The following is a 26,424-nucleotide window of genomic DNA, read 5'->3' as shown; positions in this document are numbered from 1 at the left end:
GATGGCCCCCAGTTGATGGCACCCAGTTGATGCCCCCAGTTGATGCCCCCATTCGCCCGGCCACCGGCCGGGGTCACGTCATGCTGCGCATCTTGCCCGGCCAAGCTTCAGCCAATGTTTCCGAAGCGCAAAGCTTTTCAAACGGCGCTAAAGCTGCACGTAAAAACCGCAGCCACACCGCCATGCGCTTGAGGCACACTCATGCCTACAAGGAGACATGAGCGATGACTGATCCACAAGAACTGCTTCAACGCGAACAAATCGACGCCGTTCTGGCGCTGGCCGCCAAACACCCCCACGCGGCCCAGTACAAAGGCATGCTGGAAAGCTTTGGCCGCGAGTATTTCGCCCGCCTCGACCCGGACGATCTGCTCAGCCGCAGCCCGGAAGACCTGCTGGGGGCCCTGCTCTCGCATCTGCAATTTGGCGCGCAGCGCCAAGCGGGCCAGACCCTGGTGCGTGCGATGAGCCCCTCGGTGGCCGAAAACGGCTGGGCCTCGCGGCACACGGTGATCGACATCGTCAACGATGACATGCCCTTCCTGGTCGACACCACGACCATGGAAATCAACCGCCACGGCCTGACCCTGCACCTGATCGTCCACCCCATTTTTGCGGTGGAGCGCAATGACAAGGGCCAGCTGCTGGCCATCCACCCGCGCAGCGAGTCCGGCAGCAATGCCGCACTCAAGCGCGAGTCCTGGATGCATATCGAAGTGGACCGCATGGTCGACGCCCAAACGCGCGCCGACCTGGTGGCGGGCATCGAGCGCGTGCTGGCCGATGTGCGCGTTGCCGTGGGCGACTGGCAGGCCATGGTGGCCAAGCTGCGCGCGGTGACCGCCGAGCTGGACCAAAGCCTGCCCACCGTGCCGCCCGAGCAGGTGCAGGAAAGCCGCGCCTTCCTGGAATGGCTGGCCGACGACCACATGACCCTGCTGGGCTACCGCTGCCACGACCTGATCAGCCACGAGGGCCAAGACGCCCTCAAGCTGCAAGCCGGCAGCGGCCTGGGCCTGCTGCGCGAAACCGCGCAAGAAAAGCTCTCCAGCAGCTTTGCGGCCCTGCCGGTCAATGCCCGCGCCATGGCACGCGCGGCCCAGCCCATGCTCTTGATCACCAAGGCCAATACCCGCTCCACCGTGCACCGGCCGGGATACACCGATTACGTTGGCATCAAGCGTTACGACGCGGCCGGCCAGGTGATCGGCGAACACCGCTTTATCGGCCTGTTCACCTCCACCGCTTACAGCGCCCGCGTCTCCGAGACCCCGCTGCTGCGCGGCCGCACCCAGGCCATCACCGAGCGCGCCGGCCTGCCGCCGGGCGGCCACTTGGCCAAGGCCTTGCAGCACATTCTGGAGACCTATCCGCGCGACGACCTCTTCCAGATCTCGGACGACGAGTTGTTCGAGACCTCCCTGGGCATCCTGGCCCTGGGCGAGCGCCAGCGCCTGCGCCTCTTCGTCTGCCACGACCCGTTTGAGCGTTTTGTCTCTTGCCTGGTCTATGTGCCGCGCGAGGCCTATTCCACCGATTTGCGCATCAAGTTCCAGGCCATTTTGATGGCGGTGCTTAAGGGCAGCAGCGCTGAGTTCGATGTGCAACTCAGCGACGCCGTGCTGGCTCGCATCCACTTCACCGTGCGCACCACCCCGGGCCAAACGCCCAGCTACGACCGCAAGGAAGTCGAAGCCAAGCTGGCCGCCGCCGCTCGCCGCTGGGATGACGATTTGCGCGACGCGTTGATCGACGCCGAGGGCGAGGCCCGTGGCATCGAGCTGTTCAAGCGCTGGGCCGGCGGCTTCCCGCTGGGTTACCGCGAGCGCGTCAGCGCACGCGCCGCCGTGCCAGACGCGATCAAGATCGCCAGCCTGACGGCCGCGCAACCTCTGGCACTGGCGCTCTACCGCCCGCTGGGCGCGCAGCCCGGCACGCTGGGTTTCAAGGTCTATCACCGCGGCGCGGCCGTGGTGCTGTCCGACAGCCTGCCCATGCTGGAGCATATGGGCGTGCGGGTGCTGAGCGAGCACAACCACCGCATCAGCAGCGGCGACGAGTCCGCCGCCCTGATCTCTGTGCATGACTTCGAGCTGCAAGCCCAGGTCTCGGACGAGATCGAACCCGAAGCCCTGGCGCGCCTGTTCGAAGACACCTTCGCCCGCGTCTTCAAGGGCGAGGTGGAGAACGACGATTTCAACCGTTTGGTGCTGCGGGCCGGTTTGGCCAGCGACGAGATCGTGGTGCTGCGCGCTTACGCCAAATACCTGCGCCAGATCGGGTTTGCGCTGTCGCAGTCGGCCATCGAGGCCACGCTGGCGGCGCACCCACGCATCGCGCGCATGCTGGTGACGCTGTTCAAGCTGCGCTTCGACCCGCAAGCCCAGGATGAGCTGGGCGCCACCGCACAGGTCAACGGCATTGAGCGGGCGCTGGAAAAGGTCAGCAATCTGCAAGAAGACCGGGTGCTGCGTCAGCTGCTGGCTCTGATTCAAGCCACGCTGCGCACCAACTTCTGGCGCACCGGCGTGGGCCATAGCGGCGACGCCGGGCCGCGCCGCAGCTTCCTGTCCTTCAAGTTCGACTCTGCCGCCGTGCCGGGCTTGCCGGCGCCGCGTCCGCTGTTCGAGATTTTTGTCTACTCACCGCGGTTCGAAGGCATCCATCTGCGCGGCGGCAAGGTGGCCCGCGGCGGCCTGCGCTGGTCGGATCGGCCGGAAGACTTCCGCACCGAGGTGCTGGGCCTGGTGAAGGCACAGATGGTGAAGAACACCGTCATCGTGCCGGTCGGCAGCAAGGGCGGCTTTGTGCTGAAGAAGGCACCGCCATCGTCCGACCGCGAAGCCTTCATGAAAGAAGGCGTGGCTTGCTACCAAGACTATCTGCGCGCCCTGCTCGACTTGACCGACAACCTCGCCGGGGGTCAGGTCTTGCCGCCGCCACATGTGGTGCGCAAGGACCAGGACGACCCCTATCTGGTGGTGGCGGCCGACAAGGGTACGGCCACCTTCTCTGACTTCGCCAACGCCGTCAGCGCCGAATACGGCCACTGGCTGGGCGATGCGTTCGCCTCCGGCGGCAGCGTCGGCTATGACCACAAGGCCATGGGCATCACCGCGCGCGGCGCCTGGGAAAGCGTCAAGCGCCATTTCCGCGAACTCGGTGTGGACACACAAACCACCGACTTCACCGTGGTGGGCGTGGGCGATATGTCGGGCGATGTGTTCGGCAACGGCATGCTGCTGTCCAAGCACATCCGCTTGCTGGCGGCTTTTGACCACCGCCATGTCTTCATCGACCCCAATCCGGATGCAGCGGTTTCCTTTGCCGAGCGGGAGCGCTTGTTCAAGCTGCCGCGCTCAGCCTGGACGGATTACGACGCCAGCCTGATTTCAGACGGCGGCGGTGTCTGGGCGCGCTCCGAAAAATCGATCCCGATTTCGCCCCAGGCCCAAGCCGCCTTGGGCATCAGCGTGGACCGCATGGCGCCCAATGATTTGCTCAGCGCCATCCTGAAGGCGCCCGCCGACCTGCTCTACAACGGCGGCATTGGCACTTACATCAAGTCGGCCGGCGAGGTGCATGCTGAAGTTGGCGACCGCGCCAACGACAGCTTGCGCATCAACGGCGCCGAGTTGCGCTGCAAGGTGGTGGGCGAAGGCGGCAATCTGGGGGCCACCCAGCGCGGCCGCATCGAAGCGGCCTTGAACGGCGTGCGCCTGAACACCGACGCCATCGACAACTCGGCCGGTGTGGACACCTCCGACCACGAGGTCAATATCAAGATCTTGCTGGGCATGGCCATGGGCGACGGCGAGATGACGCTCAAGCAGCGCAACACCTTGCTGCCGCAAATGACCGAAGAGGTCGCCAGCCTGGTGCTGCGCGACAACTACTTCCAGACCCAGGCGCTGTCCATCGCGCACCGCCAGGGCGTGCAGATGATCGAGCAGCAGGCCCGCTTCATCCGCTTCCTGGAACGCAAGGGTCAGCTCAACCGCGCCATCGAGTTCCTGCCCACCGATGAGCAGATCGAAGAGCGCAAGGCACGCGGTCAAGGCCTCACCACGCCGGAGCTGGCCGTGCTGCTGGCCTATAGCAAGATGTGGCTGTCGGACGAATTGATGGCCTCCGATCTGCCCGAAGACGGCTGGATTGGCGCGGCGGTTGAGCGTTACTTCCCCGCGCAGCTGCGCGAGAAGTTCGCCGGCTACATCCCGCGCCACCCGCTCAAGCGCGAGATCATCGTCACCCATGTGCTCAACAGCATGTTGAACCGGGTTGGCTCGACCTTTGTGCACCGTTTGAGTGAATCCACCGGCGCCAAACCGGCGCAAATCGTGCGCGCCTACCTGGCCACCCGCGAGGTGTTTGGCTATGTGCCGCTGTGGATTCAGATTGAGGCTTTGGACAACAAGGTGCCAGACGCGGTGCAGGCTGAGATGATCGAAGAGCTGGGCCGCCTGGGCAGCCATGCCACCACCTGGTTCCTGCGCTCACGCCGCCTGAACGAGCCGATGGAGCAGGTGTTTGCCCGCTTCACCCCGGCCGTGGAAGTGCTGCGCGCCCGCCTGGGTGACAGCGCGGGCGATTCCAGCCGCGCCCAGGCCTGGGTGGAAGCCGGTGTGCCCAAGGCCTTGGCTCAGGCGGTGCTGCAGGCCGAAAGCCTGTTCGCGGCCCTGGACATTGCCGAGATTGCCGACGCCACCGGGCGCCCGCTGCAAGAAGTGGCCGATGTACACGCCAGCCTGGGCCAGCGCCTGGGCCTGGCACGCCTGAGCCAGCAAATCGATGCCCTGCCCACCGCCAGCTACTGGCAGGCGCAGGCCAAGATGGCCCTGGGCGACGACTTGGCCGGTCTGCAACGCGGCATTGCCAGCGATGTCTTGAACGGCAAAGCACAGGGCGATGCGGCCTTGCTGCTGGGTGAGTGGGAGCAACGCAGCGGCGACGCTTTGGAGCGCGCCCAGCGCCTGCTGAGCGAGCTCAGCGAGGCCAAGGGCGTGGATCTTGCTATGGTGTCGGTTGCCTTGAGAGAACTCAGAAACCTGGCCTAGTCGCGGCGCCCCTTTTTGGGGGGGCGTCAAAGCGGGCCCAACTGAAAGCAGCCCGCCATGCCGACGCAAGAACCACGCAGCAGCCTTCCTCCCGATGACCCGCTGCGTGCGCTCTTACACAACGAAGTACACGCACGCCCTTCGGCGCGCATCCGCCTGCCGGCCCTGGTGGTCTGTGTGGCGGTGCTCAACGAAGGCGTGACGCGTGCCGACGAATGGGCCCACCTCAAGCGCCTGCCCGGCCAGCAAGACCTGACCCTCGATGCACTGAACGACAACTTTCTGCGTCTGCGCACCGGCGGCCACACCTTGAAGTGGGAACGCCACAGCGAGTTCACCCGCTATGCCGTCGTGCAAGCCCTGCCCCCACAGGCGGTGCTGGCCGCGCGCGCGGATGAGGTGGAGTGGCTGTCCAGCCTGGTGGTGGATGCCCAGTGGCTGAGCCAGATCCCCGGCCGCACGGTGGCCGCCGTCAAGCTGGTGATGTTGGAACAAGACATCAGCGTGCCCCAAACTGCCCTGGACCTGGCCACGGCCTGGTTTGGCGGCCGCACCGTGGTGGCCTCGCTGCTGGGCCACGGCCACTCGATGGTGGTGACCGACCTGGACCTGCGCCCCAACGGCTTCGAGCGCATGCTGGTGATGGCGCCGCCCGGCACCTCGCCCGCCCGGACCGGGCGCATCTCGCAGCGCCTGCTGGAGCTGGAAATCTACCGCCTGATGGCCTTGCGCGGCCTGCCGGTGGCCAAGGATCTGGGCCCCTTGCTGGCCGAAGCCGAGGCCGGCCTGGCCGAGGTGACCCAAAAGCTCGAAGCCCGCAGCGCCTCGGAAGCCGATCTGCTGGACACCCTGATCCACATCGCCGCCGGCGTAGAGCGCGCCACCGCAGAACACGCTTATCGCTTCTCGGCCACACAGGCCTACAACACCCTGGTGATGCAGCGCCTGGTGGAGTTGCGCGAGAAGCCGATTTCAGGGACACAAACCTTGGGCGAGTTCATGCAACGCCGGCAATCCCCCGCGATTGCCACCGTGGCCGCCACTGCGCAGCGTCTGGCCGGCTTGTCACAGCGCATCGAGCGCAGCAGCGGCCTGCTGCGCACCCGGGTGGACATCGCCGCCGAAGCCCAGAACCAGCTGCTGCTGGCCAAGCTGACGCGCGGCCAGGAGTTGCAACTCAGCTTGCAGACCACGGTGGAAGGCCTGTCCATCGCCGCCATCAGCTACTACATGGTCAGCCTGATTCATTACGGCGCCGAGGCCCTGCACAGCGCCGGCCTGCCGGTCAACCCCAACCTCACTGTGGGCCTGGCCATCCCCTTGGTCTTGGTGGGCGTGTGGAAGGCCACGCAACGGGTGCATGCCAAATTGCACCAGAAGCTGCATTGAGGCCAGCCAGGCCCGCTTCTTCATTCAAGCTAGGGATGGAGCGGGCAAGAACTGACCCCGCGAGGCCTATCGAAGCGCCCGGCAGCGTGGCCGTGGAGCATGCCGTCGGGTGCCACGGCCGCCTAAGTCCCCAGGTGACAAGCCCTTTCTCGCAGCGCGCACCAGGCTAACCCAGCAGTTTGATGGCAACGCGACAACCCATCTGCTGCAAACTTTGACAGCTTGACGGGCTAAGGCAAAGGCTTTTACGCTCGCCGCTCTAGCGCTGATGATGCGCTCAGGGGGCGGGGGACTCGATGACAGCTGCATTGCCAAATGCGCAGATGATCAGCGCCAACAGCTCGGGGGCCGCCTCGCTCATGGCGCCTGAGCACGTCCCCCAACTGGCACAAACCTTACACGGTGAACTGGCCCAGCTACTCAGCTTGGCCCTGATTCAGCTACGACTGCTGCGTGAGCAAGCGCCCAACTTCCGCACCGCCAGCGGCGGCCTCGACCAAGTGCAGCAGCTGGTCCAACAAGCCCTGCAAACCACACGCAGCCTGCTGCAGCGCCTGGAGGACTTGCCCGCACAACAACTGCTGCCAGTGGACGACTTGGCGCGTGAGCTTCAGCTCAGCGTGGCGCGGCTCAGCCAGGGCTGCGGCCAGGCCATCCGCTTGACGATTGCCGCGCCCCTGGCCCGGCTGCCGCGAGAGGTCAGTCTGGCGCTGCTGGAGGTCGGCCAGGAACTGCTGCTCAACGCCTGCAAGCATGGTCACCCCGGCAGCGTGGCGGCTAGCTTGATCGGCCATGGTCCGGGCTTAAGCCTGAGAATCAGCAGCCAGGGTCGGTGCGCCGCCCCTGAGTCGAATGGCTCATCATGGCCACAGGACACCGCCCACAGACCCATGGGCTTGAGCCTGGCGCAAGCGCGTTTGGCAGCCATTGGCGCGCGCCTGCGCTGGCGGCAGGCTGCGGACGGCAGCGTGCAAGCACGCGTCAGTTGGGCACCACCGGCACTGCCCGCCGGCACGCCGCCATGAAGATCCGCGTCATCGTCGCGGACGATCATCACATCGTTCGCGAAGGACTGATCTCGCTGCTGGAGCGTGAGTCCGATCTCGAGGTGGTGGCCCAGGCGCGCGACGGCATGGAGTTGCTGCGCCTGGCCCGTGAACTCGAACCCGATGTACTACTGATTGACATTGCCATGCCCTGCATGAACGGCATCGAGGCGATGCGTCGCATCCGCCAGGAACAATTGCCTTGCAAGATGCTGTGCCTGTCGGTGCACTCACAAATCTCCCAAGTCCGCGCCGCGCTGGACGCCGGCGCCAACGGTTATGTGCTGAAGGAAAACTCTTTTGACGAGCTGGCCCGTGGCATCCGCCGCGTCATGGCGCAGCAGCTGTTCTTGAGTGGCGAGTTGCTCGACGCAGTGCTCAAGAACCTGCAACAAGCGCAAGCCCCCGATGAATCACAACAACGCACCAGCTGCGGCATGCTGACACCACGCGAGCGCGAGATGGTGCAGCTGCTATCGGAGGGCTATTCGGCTCAGGAGATTGCCCTGCACCTGCACCTCAGCGCCAAGACGGTAGCCACCCATCGCGAGCATGTCTTCGCCAAGCTCAAAATTCAGGGCATTGCCGAGCTGACGCGCTTTGCGCTGCGCGAAGGCTTGTCCAGCCTGGAAGCGGTGCGGCCGCGCTCGCGCCCGAACTGAGCCGCCACTGCGCCAGCGCCGAGTTCAGTTCAGGGTTTACGCGATCAGCAATTTGCTGATGCAAATTCAGCCTGCAGCCGATGGCGGGCGGGACGCGCAAGGCCTAGTCTTGTGCCCATCATGATCGATGCCGCACTCGGCCAAATGGCCGGCCAACTCAACCAGCATCTGCGCCTGCGCTACCAGGTGCCGGATGATCTGGCCGTGCTGTCGAATCTGCATGAGCAAAGCGGCGCCTTGGTGCCGCAAGTCGCCAACAAACTGGTGCTGTTTCTGGCCGGTGTGGAGCGCGACACCATGGCCCACCGCGTGGGACAGTCGGTCAGCATCAATAGCCAGTTACGGGGTGCCGACCCGGTCTACCTGAATTTGCTGGTGATGTGCGCCGCCAATTTCAGCGGCAACAACTATCCCGAGGCGCTCAAGTTCTTGTCCAGCGCGATCAGCTTTTTTCAGGGCAAACCGGTGATCGACCACCAGAACACGCCCGAGCTGGATGAAAGGCTGGAGCGCCTGGTGCTCAATATCGAAAACCTCAGCAGCTCCGAAATGCACAGCTTGTGGGGCATTCACAGCGGACGCTATCTGCCTTCGGTGCTGTACCGGGTGCGCATGGTCAGCATGGATTCGCAGCAGATTGAGCTGCGCGAAACGCCTATCCACCAAACCCAGACCCGGGGCCTGTCATGAGCGATCTCATCCGCGATCGCATGCTCAGCTACCAGGTGCTGGCCCAGGCGCAAGTGGCCCATCAATACTTCCCCGCCGGCCAGACCCGCGACCTCGAGTTCCGCCCCTGCGAATGCGCCCAGGCCCTGATCACCCGCCACCAGCTGGTGCTGCGCAGCAATGCCCAGTCACTCACGCTGCTGGCCCCCAGCACTAGTTTGCGGGCGATTTGGGAGGAGCGCCCCGCGCATGATTTGTGCTGGACCCTGGCCTCGCGCGACCGCCACTTTTCCAACTACAGCGAAGCCCTGCCCTTGCTGCAACTGCGATTGCCGCTGGTCAAACCTGGCATCGAAGACTTTGAGGCCTGGCTGCAAAGCCTGGCCGACAACCGCCAGCAAGTCACCATCAAGGCCAGGCGCAGCATCTGGAAGTTCTTGCTCGTGGGCGATTGGAGTGACCACCGGCTGCAGTTGCTGGACGCCGATCAGCGCGTGCGCTTCGAGGCCGGCGCGCCCGAGCGCCTGCCTGATGGCCGACAGGCCCAAGTCTTTCGCTCGCGCAAGCGCTTGCTGATGTGTGAACGCCCGAGCCTGCGGCTCGAGCTACACGATGTCGGCGTGGACCCACCGCGCCGCTTGCTGGCACGCCTGCCCGGTGCCAGCCCACGCACCCTGAGCTATGAGTTCAACCGAGGCCACCGCTGGCCAGTCAGTGAAATCTTTGTACAGCGCTAAACAGTCGCCCGCCCACCGAACCAGGAGATCAAGATGGCTGCAATGAAGACGCCTGGCGTCTATATCGTCGAGAAGAATGCCTTTCCCAACTCCGTGGTCGAAGTGGCCACGGCCGTGCCGGCCTTCATCGGCTACACGGAAAAGGCCGATAACCACAACACGCCCCTGAGCATGAAGCCCTGGCGCATCAGCTCCATGGGCGAGTACGCCCAGTATTTCGGTGGCTCTCCCAAGCCGCTGTTTGAGGTCAAGGCCGTCGCAGCCGGCGAGGACAGCCACTTCAGCGCCGAGACCAGGGCTGACGACCCCAAAAGCGCCGCCGGCTACATGCTCAGCAAGGTCAAGGGCAGCAAGGGCGGGGACTACGGTCTCTACAACGCCCTGCGACACTTCTTCCAGAACAATGGCGGCGCCTGCTACATCGTCTCGGTCGGCAACTACACGCAAGAGCTGGATGCCGATGCTTTCACCGCCGGCATCGACGAGTTGCTCAAGGAGCAAGAGCCCACCATGCTGGTGATCCCCGAGGCGGTGCGCTTCGACCGGGACACCTGCACCGCCATCCAGCAAGCCATGCTCTCGCATTGCGGCGACCGCATGCGCAACCGGGTTGCCATTCTGGATGTCTGGGGCGGTGACAAGGCCCGCAACAGCCCGGAACCCGACGGCGACCCGGTGGCCAAGTTCCGCAACAGCCTGGGCATCAACTTCCTCAACTTCGCCTCGGCCTACTACCCCTGGCTCAATACCGGTGTGGTGGGCGAGAAGGAACTCAGCTTTGAGAACATCGCCAGCAGCAGCGCCGCTACCGTCAAGCAGTTGCTACGCGCCGAGCTGAAACTGCCCGACGCCCGCCCGGACGCCAGCAAGCCGCAGCAGCGCTCGCTGTTTGACGCCATCGAAGGCATCACCGCCGATCTGGCCAAAACCGAACGCGCCGCCCTGCGCTACAAGGCCATCATCGAAAAAGCCAAGGCCGCACAAAAAGCGCTGGACGAAGCCAAGGCGGCCCAGGCCGCACTGGCCGCTAAGACTGAACCCGCCCCCACGGCTGAGGAGACGAGCGCCGCCGATACCGCCGTGACCGAGGCCCAGGCCGCACTTACCGCCGCCGGTGATCCCGAGGCCGCCAAGCTGGCCCTGAGCGCGGTGGAAAACACCTTGCAAGACCCGGCCCGCCAGGCCGCCATCGACAAGGCCAAGGCCGACGGCGGCGACGCTGCCGCCCAAGACGCCGCCGCCAAGGCCTGGGACGAGGCCGAGGCCCTGCTGCCCTGCCCCTTGACGACGGCAGAGCTGGCCGCCGCGGTGGAATCGCGCCACGCCCTGCTCAACAAAACCCTGGCCAATGCCAGCGGCGTGTTCAACACCATCCTCACCGAGATCCGACGCCAGCTCAATATCCTCGCCCCCAGCGCCGCCATGGCCGGGGTGTACACCATGGTGGACAACACCCGCGGCGTGTGGAAGGCACCGGCCAATGTCAGCCTGAACGGCGTGATCTCGCCCACGGTCAGCATTTCTGCGGTGGACCAGGAGGACCTCAACGTCACCGCCCAAGGCAAGTCCATCAATGCCATCCGCAGCTTCATCGGCGAAGGCGTGCTGGTCTGGGGCGGCCGCACCCTGGACGGCAATAGCCTGGACTGGCGCTACATCAATGTGCGCCGCACCATGATCATGTTGGAAGAGTCTTGCCGGCTTGCCGCCAAGGCCATGGTGTTCGAGCCCAATGTGGCCAATACCTGGGTCACCATCAAAAGCATGATCACCAACTTTTTGACCAGCATCTGGAAGCGCGGCGGTTTGATGGGTGCCGTGCCGGAAGACGCCTTCAGCGTGCATGTCGGCCTGGGCGAGACCATGACGCCCGACGATGTGCTCGAAGGCATTTTGCGGGTGACCGTGCTGGTGGCCATGGTGCGGCCGGCCGAGTTCATCGAAATCACATTCCAGCAGCAAATGCCCAAGTCCTAAGACCTTTCACGGGCGCATGCGAGTTCATCCAAGGTTTGGCCGCCCGACCTGAGCGCGGCTGAGCAAGACGAGCCGCATAAGCCCCACAGAACAGCATTCAAGAAAACTTCGCGGAGCAAATCATGGCTGATGACGGAAGCAAGCAATCCACCAATGTCTGGCCCCTGCCCAAGTTCTACTTCCAGGTGAAGTGGGATTCGGCGGTGATGTCGTTTGAGGAGGTGTCCGGCCTGGACGCCGAAGCCCAGCCCATCGAATACCGGCATGGCGACAGCCCGGTGTTCTCGGCCATCAAGATGCCGGGGCTGAAAAAGTTCGGCAATGTCACGATGAAGAAGGGCGTGTTCAAGTCTGACAACAAATTCTGGGACTGGTTCAACTCCATCAAGATGAACACCATCAAGCGCGTGCCGGTGACCATCAGCCTGCTCGACGAAGCCGGCGCCCCCACCATGGTCTGGACCCTCAACAATGCCTGGCCCACCAAGGTCACCGGCACCGACTTGAAGGCCGAGGGCAATGAGGTGGCGGTCGAATCCATCGAGATCGCCCATGAAGGCCTGACCATCGCCAACGGCTGAGCCGCGCATGGCCACCAAGCCGTCCGCCGCCAAAGGCAGCGGTCCTGCCGCCTCACTGCAGGACCTGCCGGTTGCCTTCGCCTTCAAGGTCGAGTTCTTCGGCCTGCCCGAGGCAGGCTCGGCCGTGCAGTCCTCCTTTCAAGAGGTGTCCGGCCTGGAACAAAGCCTGGAGACGGAAGACGTGGCCGAAGGGGGCGAGAACCGCTTCATCCATCAGCTGCCCGCCGCCCCCAAAGCGCGCCGCCTCAAGCTCAAGCGTGGCCTGATCGACCGCCAGTCCCCCTTCGTCAAATGGTGCCGCAAGGTGCTCGAAGGCGGTTTGAACGAGCCGATCAAGCTGGCCAGCGTGAAGGTGCAATTGATCAACGCCGCCGGCGACCCGCTGCTGGTGTGGTGGTGCCGCAATGCCTACCCAGTGCGCTGGGACATCGACCCCTTCAACTCGACCAGCAATGAGGCCGCCATCGAGCAGATCGAACTGGCCTATCAGTACTGCAGCTCGACCTGAACCGCGTCACCGCGCAAGAGAAACCTTAGCAAACTCAAAGCCATGCCCATCGAAGTCCGCCAACTGCTGCTCAAGGCTCGCGTTGAAGCCCCGCAAGACTCGGGGGATGAGGCTGCGCCCAAGTCAGGCAGCTGCGCTGGGCAAGACTCGCAAGGCTGCGACGAACGCGAACAACTCAAGCAAGAAATCCTGGCCGAATGCCGGCGCTGGCTGGCCGGCCATTTGCAAGAGCTGCGGGAGCGTTGACCTCATGGCCGCCACCGCCCTGCCCGCCTCGGGTGCCAAGCAGCCCCTGTCCATCACGCGGTGTTCGGTGGGCAAGGACGGCAAGGTCTATGTCGAGGATAAGAAGTTCTACAAGCTGGTGATCAACCCGGCCGAATTCACCCACCAGCGCAGCATTTGCTACAACACCACGCGCACGCCGGGCCAGGTGGGCAACCCCGGCCGCTTCAATGCGGTCAACCCCGACACCATCAGCTTCCAAGTGGTCTTTGACGGCACCGGCGTGGTGCCGCATCCGCAAGGCAGCGATGTGCCCAAAGATGTGGCCGGGCAGATCGAGGCCATGTCCCGCATCATCTACAACTACAACGGCGAGTTCCACGAACCCAACCATGTGCAGCTGCTCTGGGGCACGCTTATTTTCTACGGTCGCCTGCAGTCCATCAGCACCCAGTACACCTTGTTCAGCCCCGGCGGTGCGCCGCTGCGGGCCAGAGCGCAGCTGGCCTTTCTGGGCTTTGTGTCGGCAGCCGAAGGGCAGCTGCGCGCCAACCGTTCCAGCCCCGACCTCAGCCACGCGGTGGAAGTGGTGGAAGGCGATACCCTGCCCTTGCTGTGCCTGCGCATCTACGGCGACAGCCGCTACTACCCGCAAGTGGCCCGCTTCAACGGCCTGCGTGAGTTCCGCCGCATCGCCCCCGGCACCCGCCTGCACTTTCCGCCGCTGGCCTGAAGCAAAAGCCCAACCATGAGCGCGCCCTCGCCCCTCCTCGATGCCGAAGGCCCGCTGCGCATCAGCGTGAGCTGCGCTGGCAAGGCGCAGCAAGACCTGGCCCTGATTTCGCTGAGCGTGCGCCATGCCCTAAATGCCCTGCCCTGGGCGCGCCTGGTGCTGGCCGACGGCGATATGGCCAAGAACGAAAGCCCGCTCAGCGATGGCGAGCTGTTCAAGCCGGGCACGGCCATCCAGATCAGCTGCGGCTATGGCGACCAAGAAGCGTCCATCTTCAGCGGCATCGTGGTGCGCCACGGCCTCAAGATCAGCAGCAGCAACGACTGCCGCCTGGTGGTTGAATGCCGCGACGCCGCCTGCAAGATGAGCCTGGACCGCCGCAGCGCCAACTACGTGGAGCAAAGCGACGCCGACATCTTGCAAAGCCTGATCAGCAATGCCGGCCTGCAAGCCGATGTCAGCAGCAGCGCGATCACCCACAAAGAGATCGTGCAATACCACTGCAGCGACTGGGACTTCATGCTGGCCCGCGCCGATGCGCTGGGCTGGCTGGTCAATGTGCAGGCCGGCAAGGTCAAGGTGGCGCCGCCTGACACCAGCAGCCCGCCGGTGCTGAGCCTGACCTGGGGCCAAGACCTGATGGAGCTGGACGCCGACATCGACGCCCGCCGCCAATGGAGCGCCGTGCAGTGCAGCGCCTGGGACCCCAAGGCGCAAGCCCTGGTGCAAAGCGATGATGCCAAGCCCCAAGCCCTCAATGCCCAGGGTGATCTGGACAGCAAGACCCTAGCCAAGGTGGCCTCCCCAGCCACGCTGGCCCTGCAGAGTTGCGCACCGCGTAGCCAGGACGAATTGAATGCCTGGAGCAAGGCGGTGCAGAGCAAGGCGGGCCTGGCCCGCATCTGCGGCCAGATGCGCTTTCAGGGCAGCGCCCTGGCCGTGCCGGGCAGCCTGATCACCCTGGCGGGCGTTGGCGCGCGCTTCAATGGCGATGTCTTCGTCAGCGCGGTGCAGCATGACTTGAGCGATGGCAACTGGATCAGCAGCGCCGAGTTCGGCCTGGCGCCCACCTGGCATGCCAGCCGCCCCGATGTGATGGACATGCCCAATGCCGGCCTGCTGCCCGGCGTCAGCGGCTTGCAAACCGGCGTGGTGCTCAAGCTCGACGGCGACCCGGAGGGCGAGAACAAGATCCAGGTCAAGCTGCCCACCATGCAAGCCAGCACCGAGGGCGTGTGGGCGCGGCTGCTGCAGTTCCATGCCTCCAGCGGCTTCGGCAGCTTCTTTTTACCCGAGGTGGGCGACGAGGTGGTGCTGGCGCACTTCAACAACGACCCCAGCCACCCCGTGGTGCTGGGCAGCCTCTACAGCAGCAAGCACGCCCCGCCCTACGCCCTGGCCGCTGAGAACAATACCAAGGCCCTGGTGACCCGCTGCAAGCACAAGTTCGAATTCAATGAGGAAGACAAGATCATCACCCTCAGCACCCCGGGCGGCAACCAGATGGTGCTGGACGACAAGGACAAAAGCATTCTGCTCAAAGACCAGAACGGCAATACCGTCAAGCTCTCCAGCGCCGGCATCGCGCTCGACAGCCCCAAGGACATCACCCTCAAGGCCACGGGCAATATCCAGCTCACGGCCACCCAAGGCGTCAGCATCAAGGCGGACATGGACGTCAAGCTGGCCGGCATGAATATCAGCGCCGAAGCCCAGGTGGGCGCCTCCCTCAAGGGCACGGCCACGGCGGAGCTGTCGGCCAGCGGCCAGACCACCGTCAAAGGTGCCATGGTGATGATCAACTGACGCACGATGGAGCCAAGCCATGCCACCCGCCGCCCGCCTCACCGATCTACATGTCTGCCCCATGCAGACGCCTGGCCTGCCGCCGATTCCGCATGTCGGCGGCCCGGTCATCGGGCCCGGCGTGCCCACGGTGCTGATCGGCAAATTGCCGGCAGCGGTGGTCGGCGACAACGCGGTTTGCGTGGGCCCACCGGACAGCATCGTGATGGGTTCCACCACGGTCATGATCGGCTCCAAGCCGGCCGCCCGCGTCGGCGACCCCACAGCCCATGGCGGCAATGTGGCGCTGGGCTGCTTCACCGTCATGATTGGAGGTTAGTGATGTCGTTTCTGGGCCGCGGATGGAGCTTCCCGCCACGCTTTGACGCCAAGCGATCGGTGCTGATGGTGGAAGACCTGGCAGACATTCAGGAGAGCCTGCGCATCCTGCTCGCCACCCGCTGCGGCGAGCGCGTCATGCAGCCCAGCTACGGCACCTATCTGCACCGCCTGGTGTTTGCCGAACTCAATGAGCAGACCCTCACCGAAGCCAAGGACATGCTGCAAAAAGCCGTGATGTTCTTCGAGCCCCGGGTGGAGCTGGAGCAGATCGACGCCCATATCTCCGAGCAGGATTGGGCCTGCCTGCAGCTGCAGCTGATCTACCGGGTGCGCAGCACCAACACCCGCCACAACCTGGTCTACCCGCTGTATCTGGACCAGGCCTCCAACCCGGTGCGGGCCGTCTAAGCCGCCAGCACACACAGCATGCGCGCGGGCACCCAACAAGACGAGCGGCTCAGCCCTGCGCTGCTGCCCGGCTATTTCTGCCCAGATGAGTGGCCGCTGGCGCTGCGCTTGCGACTGGCTTTGCTGCAGGCCGGGCAGCTCGCCTTTGCCGATGGGCGTGGCCATCTCGGCGGCAGCTGGGCCGAGGCGCTGGCGCAGGACAGCAGCTTCATCCTGGCCGAGATTGCCGCCTTTCAGATCGAGCGCCTGGAGGCCCGCGTGCTGGCCGACTTTGCCTGGATCGCGCCGCCCCAGCAGTGGCAGCATTGCCTGGGCCTGATCCAGCAAATCAACCGCTGGTGCCACAGCCTGCAAACGCAAGCGCCCGAACTGGCGCTCAATCAGGCCATGCAGCTGCGCATCAGCGTGGACCTCGGGCCCTTGCTGTCCGCGGCCCTGGCGCACGCCGAGTTGCAGCAAGCGCCTGGGAGCGAGGCCGAGTCCGCGCTGCTTGGGCTACACCCGAGTTGGCAACGCAACTGGCCCGCCATCAGCAAGCCGCCGGCAAGCGCTAGTGGGAGCAGCGCCAGTTCAGCGCAGCGCGATCTGCGCCAGCTCTGGCTGGGCTTGTGCCGGGCGCTGCGCCAGTTCGCCCGCCTGGCCGAGGCCGCCTTGCCTGGCAGCCTGTGTAGCGGGCGGCATGAGCCCGCCATGGGTTTGCTGCTGGCGCATCTGCAACTGATCCAGCGCAGCCGCGCGCCACTCAATCGCTTCGGGGAACGGCTGACCGATTTCTACTACCGCGAACGCCTGGGCTTTGCGCTGCGCGCGGCCGAGCCCGACCGGGTGCACCTGATCCTGAGCCGTGACCCGCGCTTCGCCAAGCCGGTGGAGATCACGCCGGACACGCTCTTCGTCGCCGCCAAGAACGCCGCCGGCCAGGCCCCGCTCTTCCGGGCCGAGCAAGCCCTGGAGCTGAGCAATCTGCAAGTGGTGCGCCTGCTGACACTGCGGCTGGAGAGTAGCCCCATGATCTCGCCCGAGCTGGAGTTCGGCTATGCCACCCGCGCGGTGGCCACCGACATCCCACTGGCCAGCCCCAGTGATGCCGCGCAGCCGCGCGCGCCGAGCTGGCCCGTGCTGGGCGGCGCCAAGGGGCCGGGCGCGGCTGATGCCCGCCAAGGTTTGGCGATTGCTTCGCCCTTGCTGGCCCTGAGCGAAGGGCAGCGTGAGATCGAAGTGCGCTTGCGCCTGCGCCACCCGGCGCAAAGCGAGGGCGGGCTCGCCGCGCTGCTGGCGCGCTGCCATGCGTGTGAGCAAGCGCCTGAGCTGTACCAAGCGCTGGGCCGCTTGCTGGCCGCTTGGCTATGCGACCCGGGCATGGCGCTGGCAGGCGCGGACTTGAGCGAGCTGCAAGCGCACGTCGGCAAGGTCTTGGCGCAAAGTGCGCGCGCCGAGGTGGATGTGGATGATCCGCTCTCGCTGCTTTTCCCCTTGCGCAAGCGGGCCGCCGGGGCGCCAGGGGATTCGGCTGAATCGCCATCTGGCGCTAGAGCGCTGGCGCCAGCGCCGCAGCGCGAGCTGATCTTCGAGCGTCTGCTGCGCGGCATGTGGCAAGCCCAGGTCAGCGTGCCCGAGGGCTGGCTGCGCATCGATGACGAGTTCTTCGTCGGCCTGCAGCCCGCCGAACACAAGAAGCCGGAGGGGGAAGCGAAAGCAAAGACGACAAGGCCCCAGCAGCCGCCAGGCGCGGGCCAAATCTGCTTCACCCTGAGCTTGCGCCCCGATCAGCCGCCGCTGTGCGCCTGCGTGCCCGAGCAGCATGGCGCCGGCTGGCCGGCACTGCCGGTGCTGCAGCTGCGCTTGCAAAACCAGAGCCGCATGTTCGGCGCCAGCCTGATGCAGCAGCTGCAGCTGGACTTGGTGGACTTGCAGGTGCAGGCCAGCGAGCTGCGCAATTTGCAGCTGCACAACCAGCTCGGCCGGCTTGACCCCAGCAAACCCTTCCAACCCTTCGGGCCCTTGCCCAAGCACAGCGACTATCTCGTCTTCAGCCACCGAGAATTGCTCAGCAAGCCCCTCGAAAGCCTGACACTGAAGCTGCACTGGAGCGGCCTGCCCAGCGTCGGCAATCGGCTGGATCTGGCCGCGCACTACCAAGGCTACCCCGAGGGGCCTTGGGATGCCGAGCGCTTCAAATGCCAGCTCAGTGTGCTCTCGGGTGGGCGCTGGCGAGAGGCGCTGAGCCCGCCGCAATGTCTTTTTGGCATGACGAGCAATGCAAGCCTGGCAGACAGTTCGGGCAGCGCCGCCAACCTCGACTTTGCCGGTGCAGAGCTCATGCTGGCCAAGGCCGATCTGCTGCGCCTGCATCGCCCGCATCGCCCGCATCTGCTGGCCGCGGGCCAGGAGTTCATCTACAAGCTGTCCAGCCAGCAAGGCTTTTTCCGCCTGAGCCTGGCCGAGCCGCCGCAAGCCTTCGGCCACGCCCTCTATCCCCGCCTGCTGACTGAGGTGCTGAGCCAGAATGCCCGCGCCAAGCTGGGCCGCGGCCTGCAGCCGGCGGCCCTGCCGGCCGAGCCCTACACGCCTTGCCTGGACGGCTTCAGCCTGAGCTATCGCGCCTCCGAAACCATCAACCCCGCCGCGGCCAATAGCGAGCTGATCCACCTCACCCCCTTCGGCATGAGCCCGCTGCGCCTCGGTCTAGGGGGAAGCAAGGGCGGCAGCCCGGTGCTGCAGCACTGGGCCCATGCCGGGCAGCTGCTGATCGGCCTGGCCGCGCCGGCACTGGAGGGCGCTGCGCCCGAGGCCAGCGGGGTGCTGAGCTTGCTGTTCCAGCTGCAAGCCACCGCCGCGCAAGACAGCCCCGGCGAGCTGGCTGCGCCGCGCCAATTCAGCTGGGCCGCCTGGTGCAGCGAGGGCTGGCGCGAGCTGGAGCCGCACCGGGTTTTGCTGGACAGCACGCTGGGCCTGCTGCGCACCGGCCTGGTGATGCTGGATCTGCCCAGCGGCCTGAGTCAGGGCTGCCCCGATCTGCCGCCCGGCTTGTTCTGGCTGCGCCTGGGGGCTGACAGCCAGCTGGACCGCCTGGCCCCGCTGCAAGGCTTGTGGGCCCAAGCCATCAGCGCCCGCCGTGTTGTGCCGGCACGGGATGGCCTTGCTGCAGCTGCCTCCGCAAACAAGCCAGCCAGCGCGGACGACACCAGCCTGCCCCCCGGCAGCATCAAAGCCAGCCATGCGCCACTGCCCGGCCTGCAAAGCATCCAGCAGCCACTGGCCTCTTTCGGCGCGCGCCCGGCCGAAGACCTCAGCCAGCTGCGTACCCGAGCCGCGGAACGCCTGCGCCACCGCGGCCGCGCCAGCACGCCTTGGGATGTCGAGCGCCTGGTGCTGCAAGCCTTTCCCGAAGTCTTCAAGCTGCGCTGCCAGCCCCAGGGTCAGGCCGGCGCAGGCGCGGAGGCAGCGGGCTGCATCGTCGTCACCGTGGTGCCGGCAGCCATCGTCAACCTTGGCAGCGCCGCCGAGGACGGCACCGAAGCGCGCCGCCTCGACGCCGCCACCCTCACCCGCATCCAGCAGTTCCTGGCCCAGCGCTGCGCGCCCGGCGCGCGCATCATCGTTCGCAATGCCAGCTACGAGCGCATCCAGGTGCGCTGCGCACTGCGACTCAAGCGCGGCGTGCAGGCCGGGGATCGCTTGCGCCAGCTCAACCAGATCTTGCGCGACTACCTCTCGCCCTGGCGGCCCAGCGGCATCACCGCCCGCTTCGACTGGAGCTTGCGCAGCGATGAGGTGGAAGCCCATCTGCGCGCACAAGACGCGGTCGACACGGTGGGCCAGGTCTCGCTGCTGCAAATCGTGCGTGACGACAGCGGCCGCTACCAGCTGCGTGACACCGCCGCGCACGCCGCGAACCAGGTCGTCAGGCCCTTCAGAGATTGCAGCCTGGCCCTGCCCACCCGCGGCCACCAGCTCGATCTTGAGCCCGAGCCCGGCCGCCGCGGCCCGCAAGTCAGCGGCCTGGGCCGGCTCAGCCTGGGTGGCAGCTTCATCATCGGGAGGGCCGGTGCATGAAAGGCAAGAACCGCGAGACCCTGAAGAACTATTTCTCGGACGGCAAGCTGCCGACGCAGGAGCATTTCGCCGAGCTGATCGACTCGATGCTGAATATGAGCGACGAGGGCTTCAGCAAATCCGTCAAGAACGGCGATGAGATCTACGCACCCTACGGCTACCACCACCTGCAAAGCTTCTACCGCGAGCAAGACCCCGCCATGCCCCGCTGGCGCGTCAGCCTGAGCAAAGATGCCGACCAGTTGCTGCTGCACAGCGGCAATGAAGAACAACCCCAGCTCTGCCTCAACCGCGAGCAAGGTGTTGGCGTCGGCACCCTGCAGCCCCAGGCCGCCCTGGATGTGCAGGGCGCCGTGCGCAGCAGCGGGCGGGTCGGCAGCTACGCGGTCAAAACAGCGCTTGCCAATGGCAAATGGCAGCCCCTGACCGAAGAACTCGAAGGCTGCCAGGGCTTTGAAGTGGTGGCCGGCGCCGGCCTCTTGGGCAGTGGGCATTTCGGCCTGCTGCACGCCATCGCGCTGAACGCGTTCAACCCCGGCGGTGGCTGGTTTGGCGGGCGCTTTGACGAGTTTTTCGACTGGCTGCGCGGCCGCTTCCAATGCCGGCGCGGCATCCGCCAGACCCAGGCCTGGTGGGGCCGGCGCTGCGACCGTCTGGAAGTGCGCTGGAAAGGCACGAGTGGTGAGAACGCGCGCTACCGGCTGGAAATCCGCAGCGCCTGCAACTTCGGCAAGGGCCGCCAGATCAAGGTGCAGCTGACCCAGCTTTGGTTCGACCCGCTGATGGGCGGCAAAGCGCCCGACGCGCCTGCTGGGCAAGCAAGCGCAGCAGCAGCTGCAGATCAGCACGGAGCCTCGCCATGACGCGCAGCCTCAGCAGCATCGCCAGGCTGGCGCCATGGTCACGCCAGACCGATGCGCCGCTGGGCGAGCTGGCGGCCCATTTCGCCTCGACCCCAAGCCCCGCCGACACCACTGACCCCAGCGCGCTGAGCTTCGATGCGCTGCGCCAGCAAGCCATTGCCCATGCGCAGGCCGCCAGCGGCGAGCTGTGGACCGATTACAACCTGCACGATCCCGGCGTTAGCCTGCTGGAAGTGATGTGCTACGCGCTCACCGAAGACATCTACAACGCTGAGCGCAGCGTGCCCGAACTGCTGGGCTTGGATCAGGCCGCCAGCGCCCAAGACTGGCAAGACTACGCCCTGCACCCGGCGCCTGCCGTGCTGCACTGCCGGCCCTGCAGCGAAGACGACTATCAGCGCAGCCTGCATGAGATGTTGCCCGGCGCCCGCCAGCTCAATATTCGCGCCCTGCGCGACGCCGGCGGCACCGGCCTGGGCCTGTGGCGCCTGAGCTTGCTGGGCAGCGCGGCCGCCAAACCATCAGGCCCTGGTGCAGCCATACCTACGGCTCCCGACCAAGCCCACGCCCAAGCCAGAAGCTTGGCGCGCGCCTATTGGTCGCAACGCAATCTGGGCGAAGACCTGCAAGGCATGCCGCAAGCCCTGCGCCCGCGCTGGCTGGAAATCGACCTGCAGATCCAGGTGCAAGGCAGCCGCGACCTGCTGGATCTGCTGGGCGAGGCCATGCTGCGCTGCGACGACCTCATCGCCGCCCGCCCGCAGCGCCAAGCTGTCAACCCAAGCAAGGGCTTGCGGGATCCCGATGACGAGAGCGGTCCACCGCAAAGCCTGGGTCGCATCGACGATGCCACGCTGCAGCAAGGCCGCGCCCCTCAGCTCTACCTCAGCGATCTGGCACGCCGGCTCAGCGCCCTGGAAGGCGTGGCGGGCCTGCCCCGCCTGAGCCTGCGGGTGGACGGCGCCACGGTAACGGAGGCCATGCTGGACTGGCGCGGCAGCGACTGGGCCCTGGCCCTGCGCTGGCCCAGCAGCCCGGCCGATCTGCAAGGCTGGCGCGTCTATCGCCAAGGCAGCGCATCCAGCGCAGGCAGTCCCGGCAGCGATCAGTCCTATTTGCGCGAAGAGAACCGCGTCCAACTCCCGGTCGACGCCTTGCTGCGGCATCTGCGCGATGTGCAAACGGCGCGCCGGCCGCTGCAAGCGCTGCAGCCGCTGGCTGCGCAGATAGCCGGGCCTAGCGCAACGCCCCCATCGGCATTGCGCGCGCAAGCCCATGCCAGCTACTACCCAGCCAGCCAGCAGCTGCCCTATATCTACCAGCAGCAAGGCCCGGGCCGGCTGCAGTGGACCGGCTATCTGGCCTTGTTGGAGCAATGGCTGGCGCAGGCCAAAGCGCAGGCCGAGCACCTGCCGCAGCTCTACGCCATCAGCGCCACCACCGACAAGGAGAGGTCGGCCAAGCATGGCGAACACAGCCACATGAGCGGGGCTCAGCCCAGCTACTGGTGGGCGCTGCTGCGCGATGCAGAGTTGGCCGGCATGGATTCGCTCTACCTCGACTCGCCCGAGGCGCTGGAAGCGCAGCTCAGCTCGGCGGCTGATGACAAACATGAGCGCCAGATGCGGGTGCTCGATCATCTGCTGGCCCTGCACGGCGAGGCCCTGGATTTCAGCGAGTTGCAAGGCCTGCCCTGCTACTTCGGCCCCGAGGCCTGGGCCGCCCATTTGCTGAGCCGAAAACAAGAGATGGCCGCCCATGTGCTGCGCTTCACCGCCGGCCGGCATGCGGCCTTCGACTACAGCCGCCGCTCCATCGCCCAGGGCACAGACAGCAACACCAGCAGCAATACCAGTGTCTTGCAGCAACGCTTGAGCCTGCAGCTGGCCTTCGCCCACAGCCACAGCCGCCCTTTGTGCAGCGCGCTGGCACCGCTGGAGGCCCTGGGCTTGGACTTCCATGAAGCCGCCGCCGCCGCCCTCACCCTCAAGCTAAACCGTCAGCGCCCCACGGCCAGCAGCACGCGCAGTCATCACGGCCCCCAGCTGCGCGCGCAAGATCTGCGCCTGAGCCAAGCGCCCGACTGGCCCGCCCTGATTCAGCACATCCCGGCCTTGCGTGGCCCCCAGTTGCCCGCCGTCTTGCGCGCCTCCGTGTGGCCCGAACACTTTGAGTTTGCGAGCACGGACCAGGGCCCGGTCAACCTGCTGCTGCAATTGCCCGATGAACAGCTGACGCTGGCCCAGGCCAGCACCCTGGCCGCCGCGCAAGACCTGGCCCTGCAACTGCACGCCGCCGCCTGCCAGCTGCAGCGCGACTGCGAGGGCCTGCATCTGGTCGAGCATGTGCTTTTGCGCCCCGAGCAAGACGCTGAGCTCGACAAGCTGCCGCCCTTCTTCAGTCACCAAATCAGCCTGGTCTTCCCGGCTTGGACGGCGCGCTGCGCCGATGCACGCTTCCGCGCCCTGGCCCGCCAACTGGCGATGCAAGCCGCCCCGGCGCATTTGCATTGCCGCTTGCTGTGGCTGAGCTTGGCGCAGATGAAGCAGTTCGAGCGCCTCTACCAAACCTGGCTGATCGCCAAGATCGACCACTGCCAGGCGGCGCTGGCCAGCAGCGAAGACCCGGCCAGGCAAGCCACCGCCAGCGTCCGCCTGAGTCAACGCGCCCAAGCATTGGCGGAGTTCCTGCAAACTTGCGAGGCGGCGCCATGAGGACGTCCACACATCGCATCGAAACCCTGTGCTGGGAGGCCGACTTTGCCAGTGCCCGCTCGGCCTGGGCCGAGCAAGATCGCCTGGCCCGCTTCCTCAAGACCGACGCATTGGCGCAAATCAGCCAAGCCTTCGACCGCTGCCTGGGCCAACACGGCCAGCCGGGCCAGGTCTGGCGCATCGACAAGCTGGCGCTCGATCTCGGCACCCTGCGCTTGCAAGACGAAGAATCGCAATGGGCCCAGCAGTTGCAGCAAGCCCTGGACTTGGCGCTGGACCGTTGCCGCCTGGCTGAACCGGGCCAGGCCGGGCTCAGCACCCTCTGCGCGCCGGCCCATGAGTTGGCGCAGTTCCTGCATTTTGTGCAGCATGGTCATGCCCACTGGGCGCTGAGCGGCCAGGCCGCACGCAGCCTGAACGACACCGTATTGCATCTGGTGCGCAGCCAAGGCCAGCAGTTCTGGACCGCCTTGCAAGCACTGCCTGAGGCCACGGCGGTGCAGGCCCGGCTGGCCAGCATTGCGCCGCTCAGCGGTTTGCAAGCCCTGCTGGCACAGCGTGACCCGCAACTGGCCCATAGCTTGCTGCTGCTAGACCAACACTGGCTAGCGCCCTTGCATGCCAGCGGCAAACTCAGCAGGGGCCAGCAGCGCCGCCTGCAGCAGGCCAGCCGGGTAGCCGCCTTGCAAGCGCTATGGGGCAGCAGCGGCGGCGGCCTCAAAGCCAGCCGCCGGCGCGCCTTGCTGGCAGCCTTGCGACAAGCGCAAGCCAAGGAGCTGGGTGATAGCGCGCCCGCCGGGCCAACAGCAGCAGTTGCCAAGCTCGGCCAAGCCCGCCAGGACAGCGCGCGAATTACCAGTTCGGCGCCAGATTCGACCCTTGCCCTGCAGGATCAGCCGCTGGCCCGCTATCTCTTGCAGGGCCTGCAGCAAGGGCCGGGCCGAGACAGCGCCGGCCAAGCCCGGCCGCTTGCGCCCGACCCAAGCGCCGCACCGCCCCACACCTGGGACGCCGCCCTGGCAAGGCTGCGCTTAGGGCTGTCACGCGCGCGCAGCCACCCGGCGGAGCAAGCGCGCATGCGCGGCCTGCTGATGCCCCTGCTGCGTATCCGCCCGCAGGCCTTGCGCCAGGCGCTGCAAAGCTGGGCCCAGCAAAGGCAGAGCCGCCGCCAATGGAGCCTGGCCCTGGACGCGCCGACGCTGTGGGAGGTGATGGCCTTGTTGGCCCAAGCCGACGCCGGGCCAGGGCGCGCAGCCAAGAGCATCAGCCCAGCCTCCGCCCCGCAGCCCGCGCCGCCGCAATGGGCCGACTCCTTGCGCCAGACGGCCTTGCGCATGCTCAGTCAATGCCCCGCCGCCGGCCGCCCGGGCCTGAGCCAGTTACAGGCCTTGTTGCTGGAAGCCTGCCTGGCCCATGTGGCCAGCGGCCGCCGTATGCCGGACTCGCACAGCGGCTGGCAAACCCTGTGGCAATCCGCCTGGCAAGCTTGGCAAGGCGAGGACGCGCCGAGCCAGCCATCAGGCGCAGCGGCCACCACGGCGCCCACCACAGCGCCAGTAGCCGCGCAAGCCAGCGCGAGCGTGGCCAAGGGCGCCGCCAAGAAGAACGCCACCTCGCCCCCGGTGCCTGCACCACCGCCCCAAACCGCCCCACAAGGCAAGCGCCCACGCAACAGCACCGACACCATCTTGCAAGACCTGGCACAGCGCCTGCAGCACCAGCGCTGGGGCTGGTGCGAACGCCTGCGCCTGGCACGGCTGCTGGAAACCCGGCCAGCCTGCGAGCGCTGGTTGCAGCTTTTTGACGAACCCCAACGCTGGCGCTTCCTGCAAGCCCAGTTCGGCCCCGCGGCGCAAAGCCTGCGGCAACGCTCGACCCGCTTGCTGCAAGTACTCAGCCACAAGCTGCAAGCCCCCATGCGCGCCCTGCAAAGCCATTGGCAAACACTCTGCAAGGCCTTGTTCATCGACGGCCTGGGCGCCGACCGGGCCATGCTGCGCAAACACCAGGCTTTGCTGCTGGCCGAAGCCGGGGCGACAGGCACTGCGCCGCCACCCGCCAGCTCACCCACATTCGCGCCAAGGCGCCAGCGCCAAGACAAAGCCGGCACCAATAGCCAGGAAAGCGAAGTCATCTGGGTACGCGACGGGGGTCAGGTCTTGCTGGCCGTCTACGCCGAGCGCCTGTTCGGCCACCTGGGGCTGACGCAAGCCCGGCAATTCGTCGACGAAGCCGCCCGGGCACGGGCAGTACTTTGCCTGCAGGCCCTGGTGCATGGCCCGGGGCAGAGCGAGGAGCCCGATTGGGTGCTGTCCAAACTGCTGTGTGGCGCCGCGCCGGGAAGCTTGTTGCCGCTGTGCGAGCCCGTCGATCCGGCGCAAGAAGAACTGCTGGACGGCTTGCTGGGCTCAGTCATTGAGCATTGGAAGGCGCTGGGCAAGACCTCGGTGCAAGGCCTGCGTGACAGCTTTTTGCTGCGCGAAGCGCGGCTGCAAAGGCTCAAGCCGGCCGAAGGCGATGAAGCAAACCCCAGCGTTGGCACCGGGCAAGCATGGCGGCTCAGCGTTGAGCCACGCGCCTACGACATGCTGCTGGACCGCCTGCCCTGGAGTTTTTCCCTCATCAAGCTGCCCTGGATGGGCGGCGCCTTGCATGTGGACTGGCGCTGATGG

The 26,424-nt window shown here is 66.2% G+C and carries 18 protein-coding genes; all 18 read left to right on the top strand.

Translation table 11 applies throughout. From position 1 onward, the window contains the following. Positions 1-224: 224 nt before the first annotated feature. The 18 genes from AT984_RS06335 to AT984_RS06250 all read left to right on the top strand — a co-directional run bounded on the left by AT984_RS06335 (position 225) and on the right by AT984_RS06250 (position 26,421). A complete protein-coding gene (locus AT984_RS06335; protein ID WP_082679828.1) occupies positions 225-5,057 on the top strand; it encodes an NAD-glutamate dehydrogenase in 4,833 nt (1,610 codons plus the stop codon). Between the two features lie 57 nt (positions 5,058-5,114). After that, positions 5,115-6,446 carry a DUF3422 family protein gene (locus AT984_RS06330; protein WP_058719371.1) on the top strand — a complete coding sequence of 444 codons (1,332 nt, stop codon included), beginning with the start codon at positions 5,115-5,117 and terminating at the stop codon, positions 6,444-6,446. Between the two features lie 323 nt (positions 6,447-6,769). Continuing rightward, positions 6,770-7,471, top strand: coding sequence for a sensor histidine kinase (locus AT984_RS06325; protein ID WP_058719370.1), 702 nt, complete (start codon positions 6,770-6,772; stop codon positions 7,469-7,471). Beyond that, positions 7,468-8,154, top strand: a complete 687-nt coding sequence (locus AT984_RS06320) for a response regulator transcription factor (protein ID WP_058719369.1) — start codon at positions 7,468-7,470, stop codon at positions 8,152-8,154. Before AT984_RS06325 ends, AT984_RS06320 begins: the two co-directional genes overlap by 4 nt. A 120-nt stretch (positions 8,155-8,274) precedes the next feature. Continuing rightward, a complete protein-coding gene (locus tag AT984_RS06315; RefSeq protein WP_058719368.1) occupies positions 8,275-8,844 on the top strand; it encodes a DUF4255 domain-containing protein in 570 nt (189 codons plus the stop codon). Next, positions 8,841-9,560: a hypothetical protein gene (locus AT984_RS06310; protein ID WP_058719367.1), complete on the top strand. Its 720-nt coding sequence runs from the start codon at positions 8,841-8,843 to the stop codon at positions 9,558-9,560. The genes AT984_RS06315 and AT984_RS06310 overlap by 4 nt, the downstream gene beginning before the upstream one ends. A 33-nt stretch (positions 9,561-9,593) precedes the next feature. Beyond that, positions 9,594-11,537, top strand: a complete 1,944-nt coding sequence (locus AT984_RS22400; RefSeq protein WP_058719366.1) for a phage tail sheath family protein — start codon at positions 9,594-9,596, stop codon at positions 11,535-11,537. Between the two features lie 122 nt (positions 11,538-11,659). Beyond that, positions 11,660-12,118, top strand: a complete 459-nt coding sequence (locus AT984_RS06300; protein WP_058719365.1) for a phage tail protein — start codon at positions 11,660-11,662, stop codon at positions 12,116-12,118. Between the two features lie 7 nt (positions 12,119-12,125). Then, positions 12,126-12,626 carry a phage tail protein gene (locus AT984_RS06295; RefSeq protein WP_058719364.1) on the top strand — a complete coding sequence of 167 codons (501 nt, stop codon included), beginning with the start codon at positions 12,126-12,128 and terminating at the stop codon, positions 12,624-12,626. Positions 12,627-12,668: 42 nt separating this feature from the next. Beyond that, positions 12,669-12,872 carry a DUF5908 family protein gene (locus AT984_RS06290; RefSeq protein ID WP_058719363.1) on the top strand — a complete coding sequence of 68 codons (204 nt, stop codon included), beginning with the start codon at positions 12,669-12,671 and terminating at the stop codon, positions 12,870-12,872. Between the two features lie 4 nt (positions 12,873-12,876). Then, positions 12,877-13,584 carry a CIS tube protein gene (locus AT984_RS06285; protein ID WP_231741554.1) on the top strand — a complete coding sequence of 236 codons (708 nt, stop codon included), beginning with the start codon at positions 12,877-12,879 and terminating at the stop codon, positions 13,582-13,584. A 15-nt stretch (positions 13,585-13,599) separates the two neighbouring features. Continuing rightward, the gene (vgrG, locus tag AT984_RS06280) at positions 13,600-15,390 is read left to right on the top strand and encodes a type VI secretion system tip protein VgrG (protein WP_058719362.1); all 1,791 of its coding nucleotides are present in this window, start codon (positions 13,600-13,602) and stop codon (positions 15,388-15,390) included. Positions 15,391-15,409: 19 nt separating this feature from the next. Next, positions 15,410-15,709 carry a PAAR domain-containing protein gene (locus tag AT984_RS06275; protein ID WP_058719361.1) on the top strand — a complete coding sequence of 100 codons (300 nt, stop codon included), beginning with the start codon at positions 15,410-15,412 and terminating at the stop codon, positions 15,707-15,709. 2 nt (positions 15,710-15,711) lie between these two features. Continuing rightward, a complete protein-coding gene (locus AT984_RS06270; RefSeq protein ID WP_058719360.1) occupies positions 15,712-16,119 on the top strand; it encodes a GPW/gp25 family protein in 408 nt (135 codons plus the stop codon). An 18-nt stretch (positions 16,120-16,137) separates the two neighbouring features. Beyond that, complete coding sequence (locus tag AT984_RS06265; RefSeq protein ID WP_058719359.1) at positions 16,138-20,175, top strand: hypothetical protein; 4,038 nt, start codon at positions 16,138-16,140, stop codon at positions 20,173-20,175. Continuing rightward, the gene (locus tag AT984_RS06260) at positions 20,172-21,038 is read left to right on the top strand and encodes a hypothetical protein (RefSeq protein WP_058719358.1); all 867 of its coding nucleotides are present in this window, start codon (positions 20,172-20,174) and stop codon (positions 21,036-21,038) included. The genes AT984_RS06265 and AT984_RS06260 overlap by 4 nt, the downstream gene beginning before the upstream one ends. Further along, complete coding sequence (locus tag AT984_RS06255) at positions 21,035-23,752, top strand: hypothetical protein (RefSeq protein WP_058719357.1); 2,718 nt, start codon at positions 21,035-21,037, stop codon at positions 23,750-23,752. The genes AT984_RS06260 and AT984_RS06255 overlap by 4 nt, the downstream gene beginning before the upstream one ends. Continuing rightward, positions 23,749-26,421 (top strand): contractile injection system tape measure protein, encoded by a 2,673-nt coding sequence (locus tag AT984_RS06250; protein ID WP_058719356.1) that lies wholly within the window; start codon positions 23,749-23,751, stop codon positions 26,419-26,421. The genes AT984_RS06255 and AT984_RS06250 overlap by 4 nt, the downstream gene beginning before the upstream one ends. The last annotated feature ends 3 nt before the right edge of the window (positions 26,422-26,424 follow it).

Origin of the sequence: Paucibacter sp. KCTC 42545, assembly GCF_001477625.1 — a bacterium.
Classification (GTDB): Bacteria; Pseudomonadota; Gammaproteobacteria; order Burkholderiales; family Burkholderiaceae_C; genus Paucibacter_A.
Note: the sequence above shows the minus strand (reverse complement) of the source record. Positions and strands in the feature narration are given on the sequence as shown.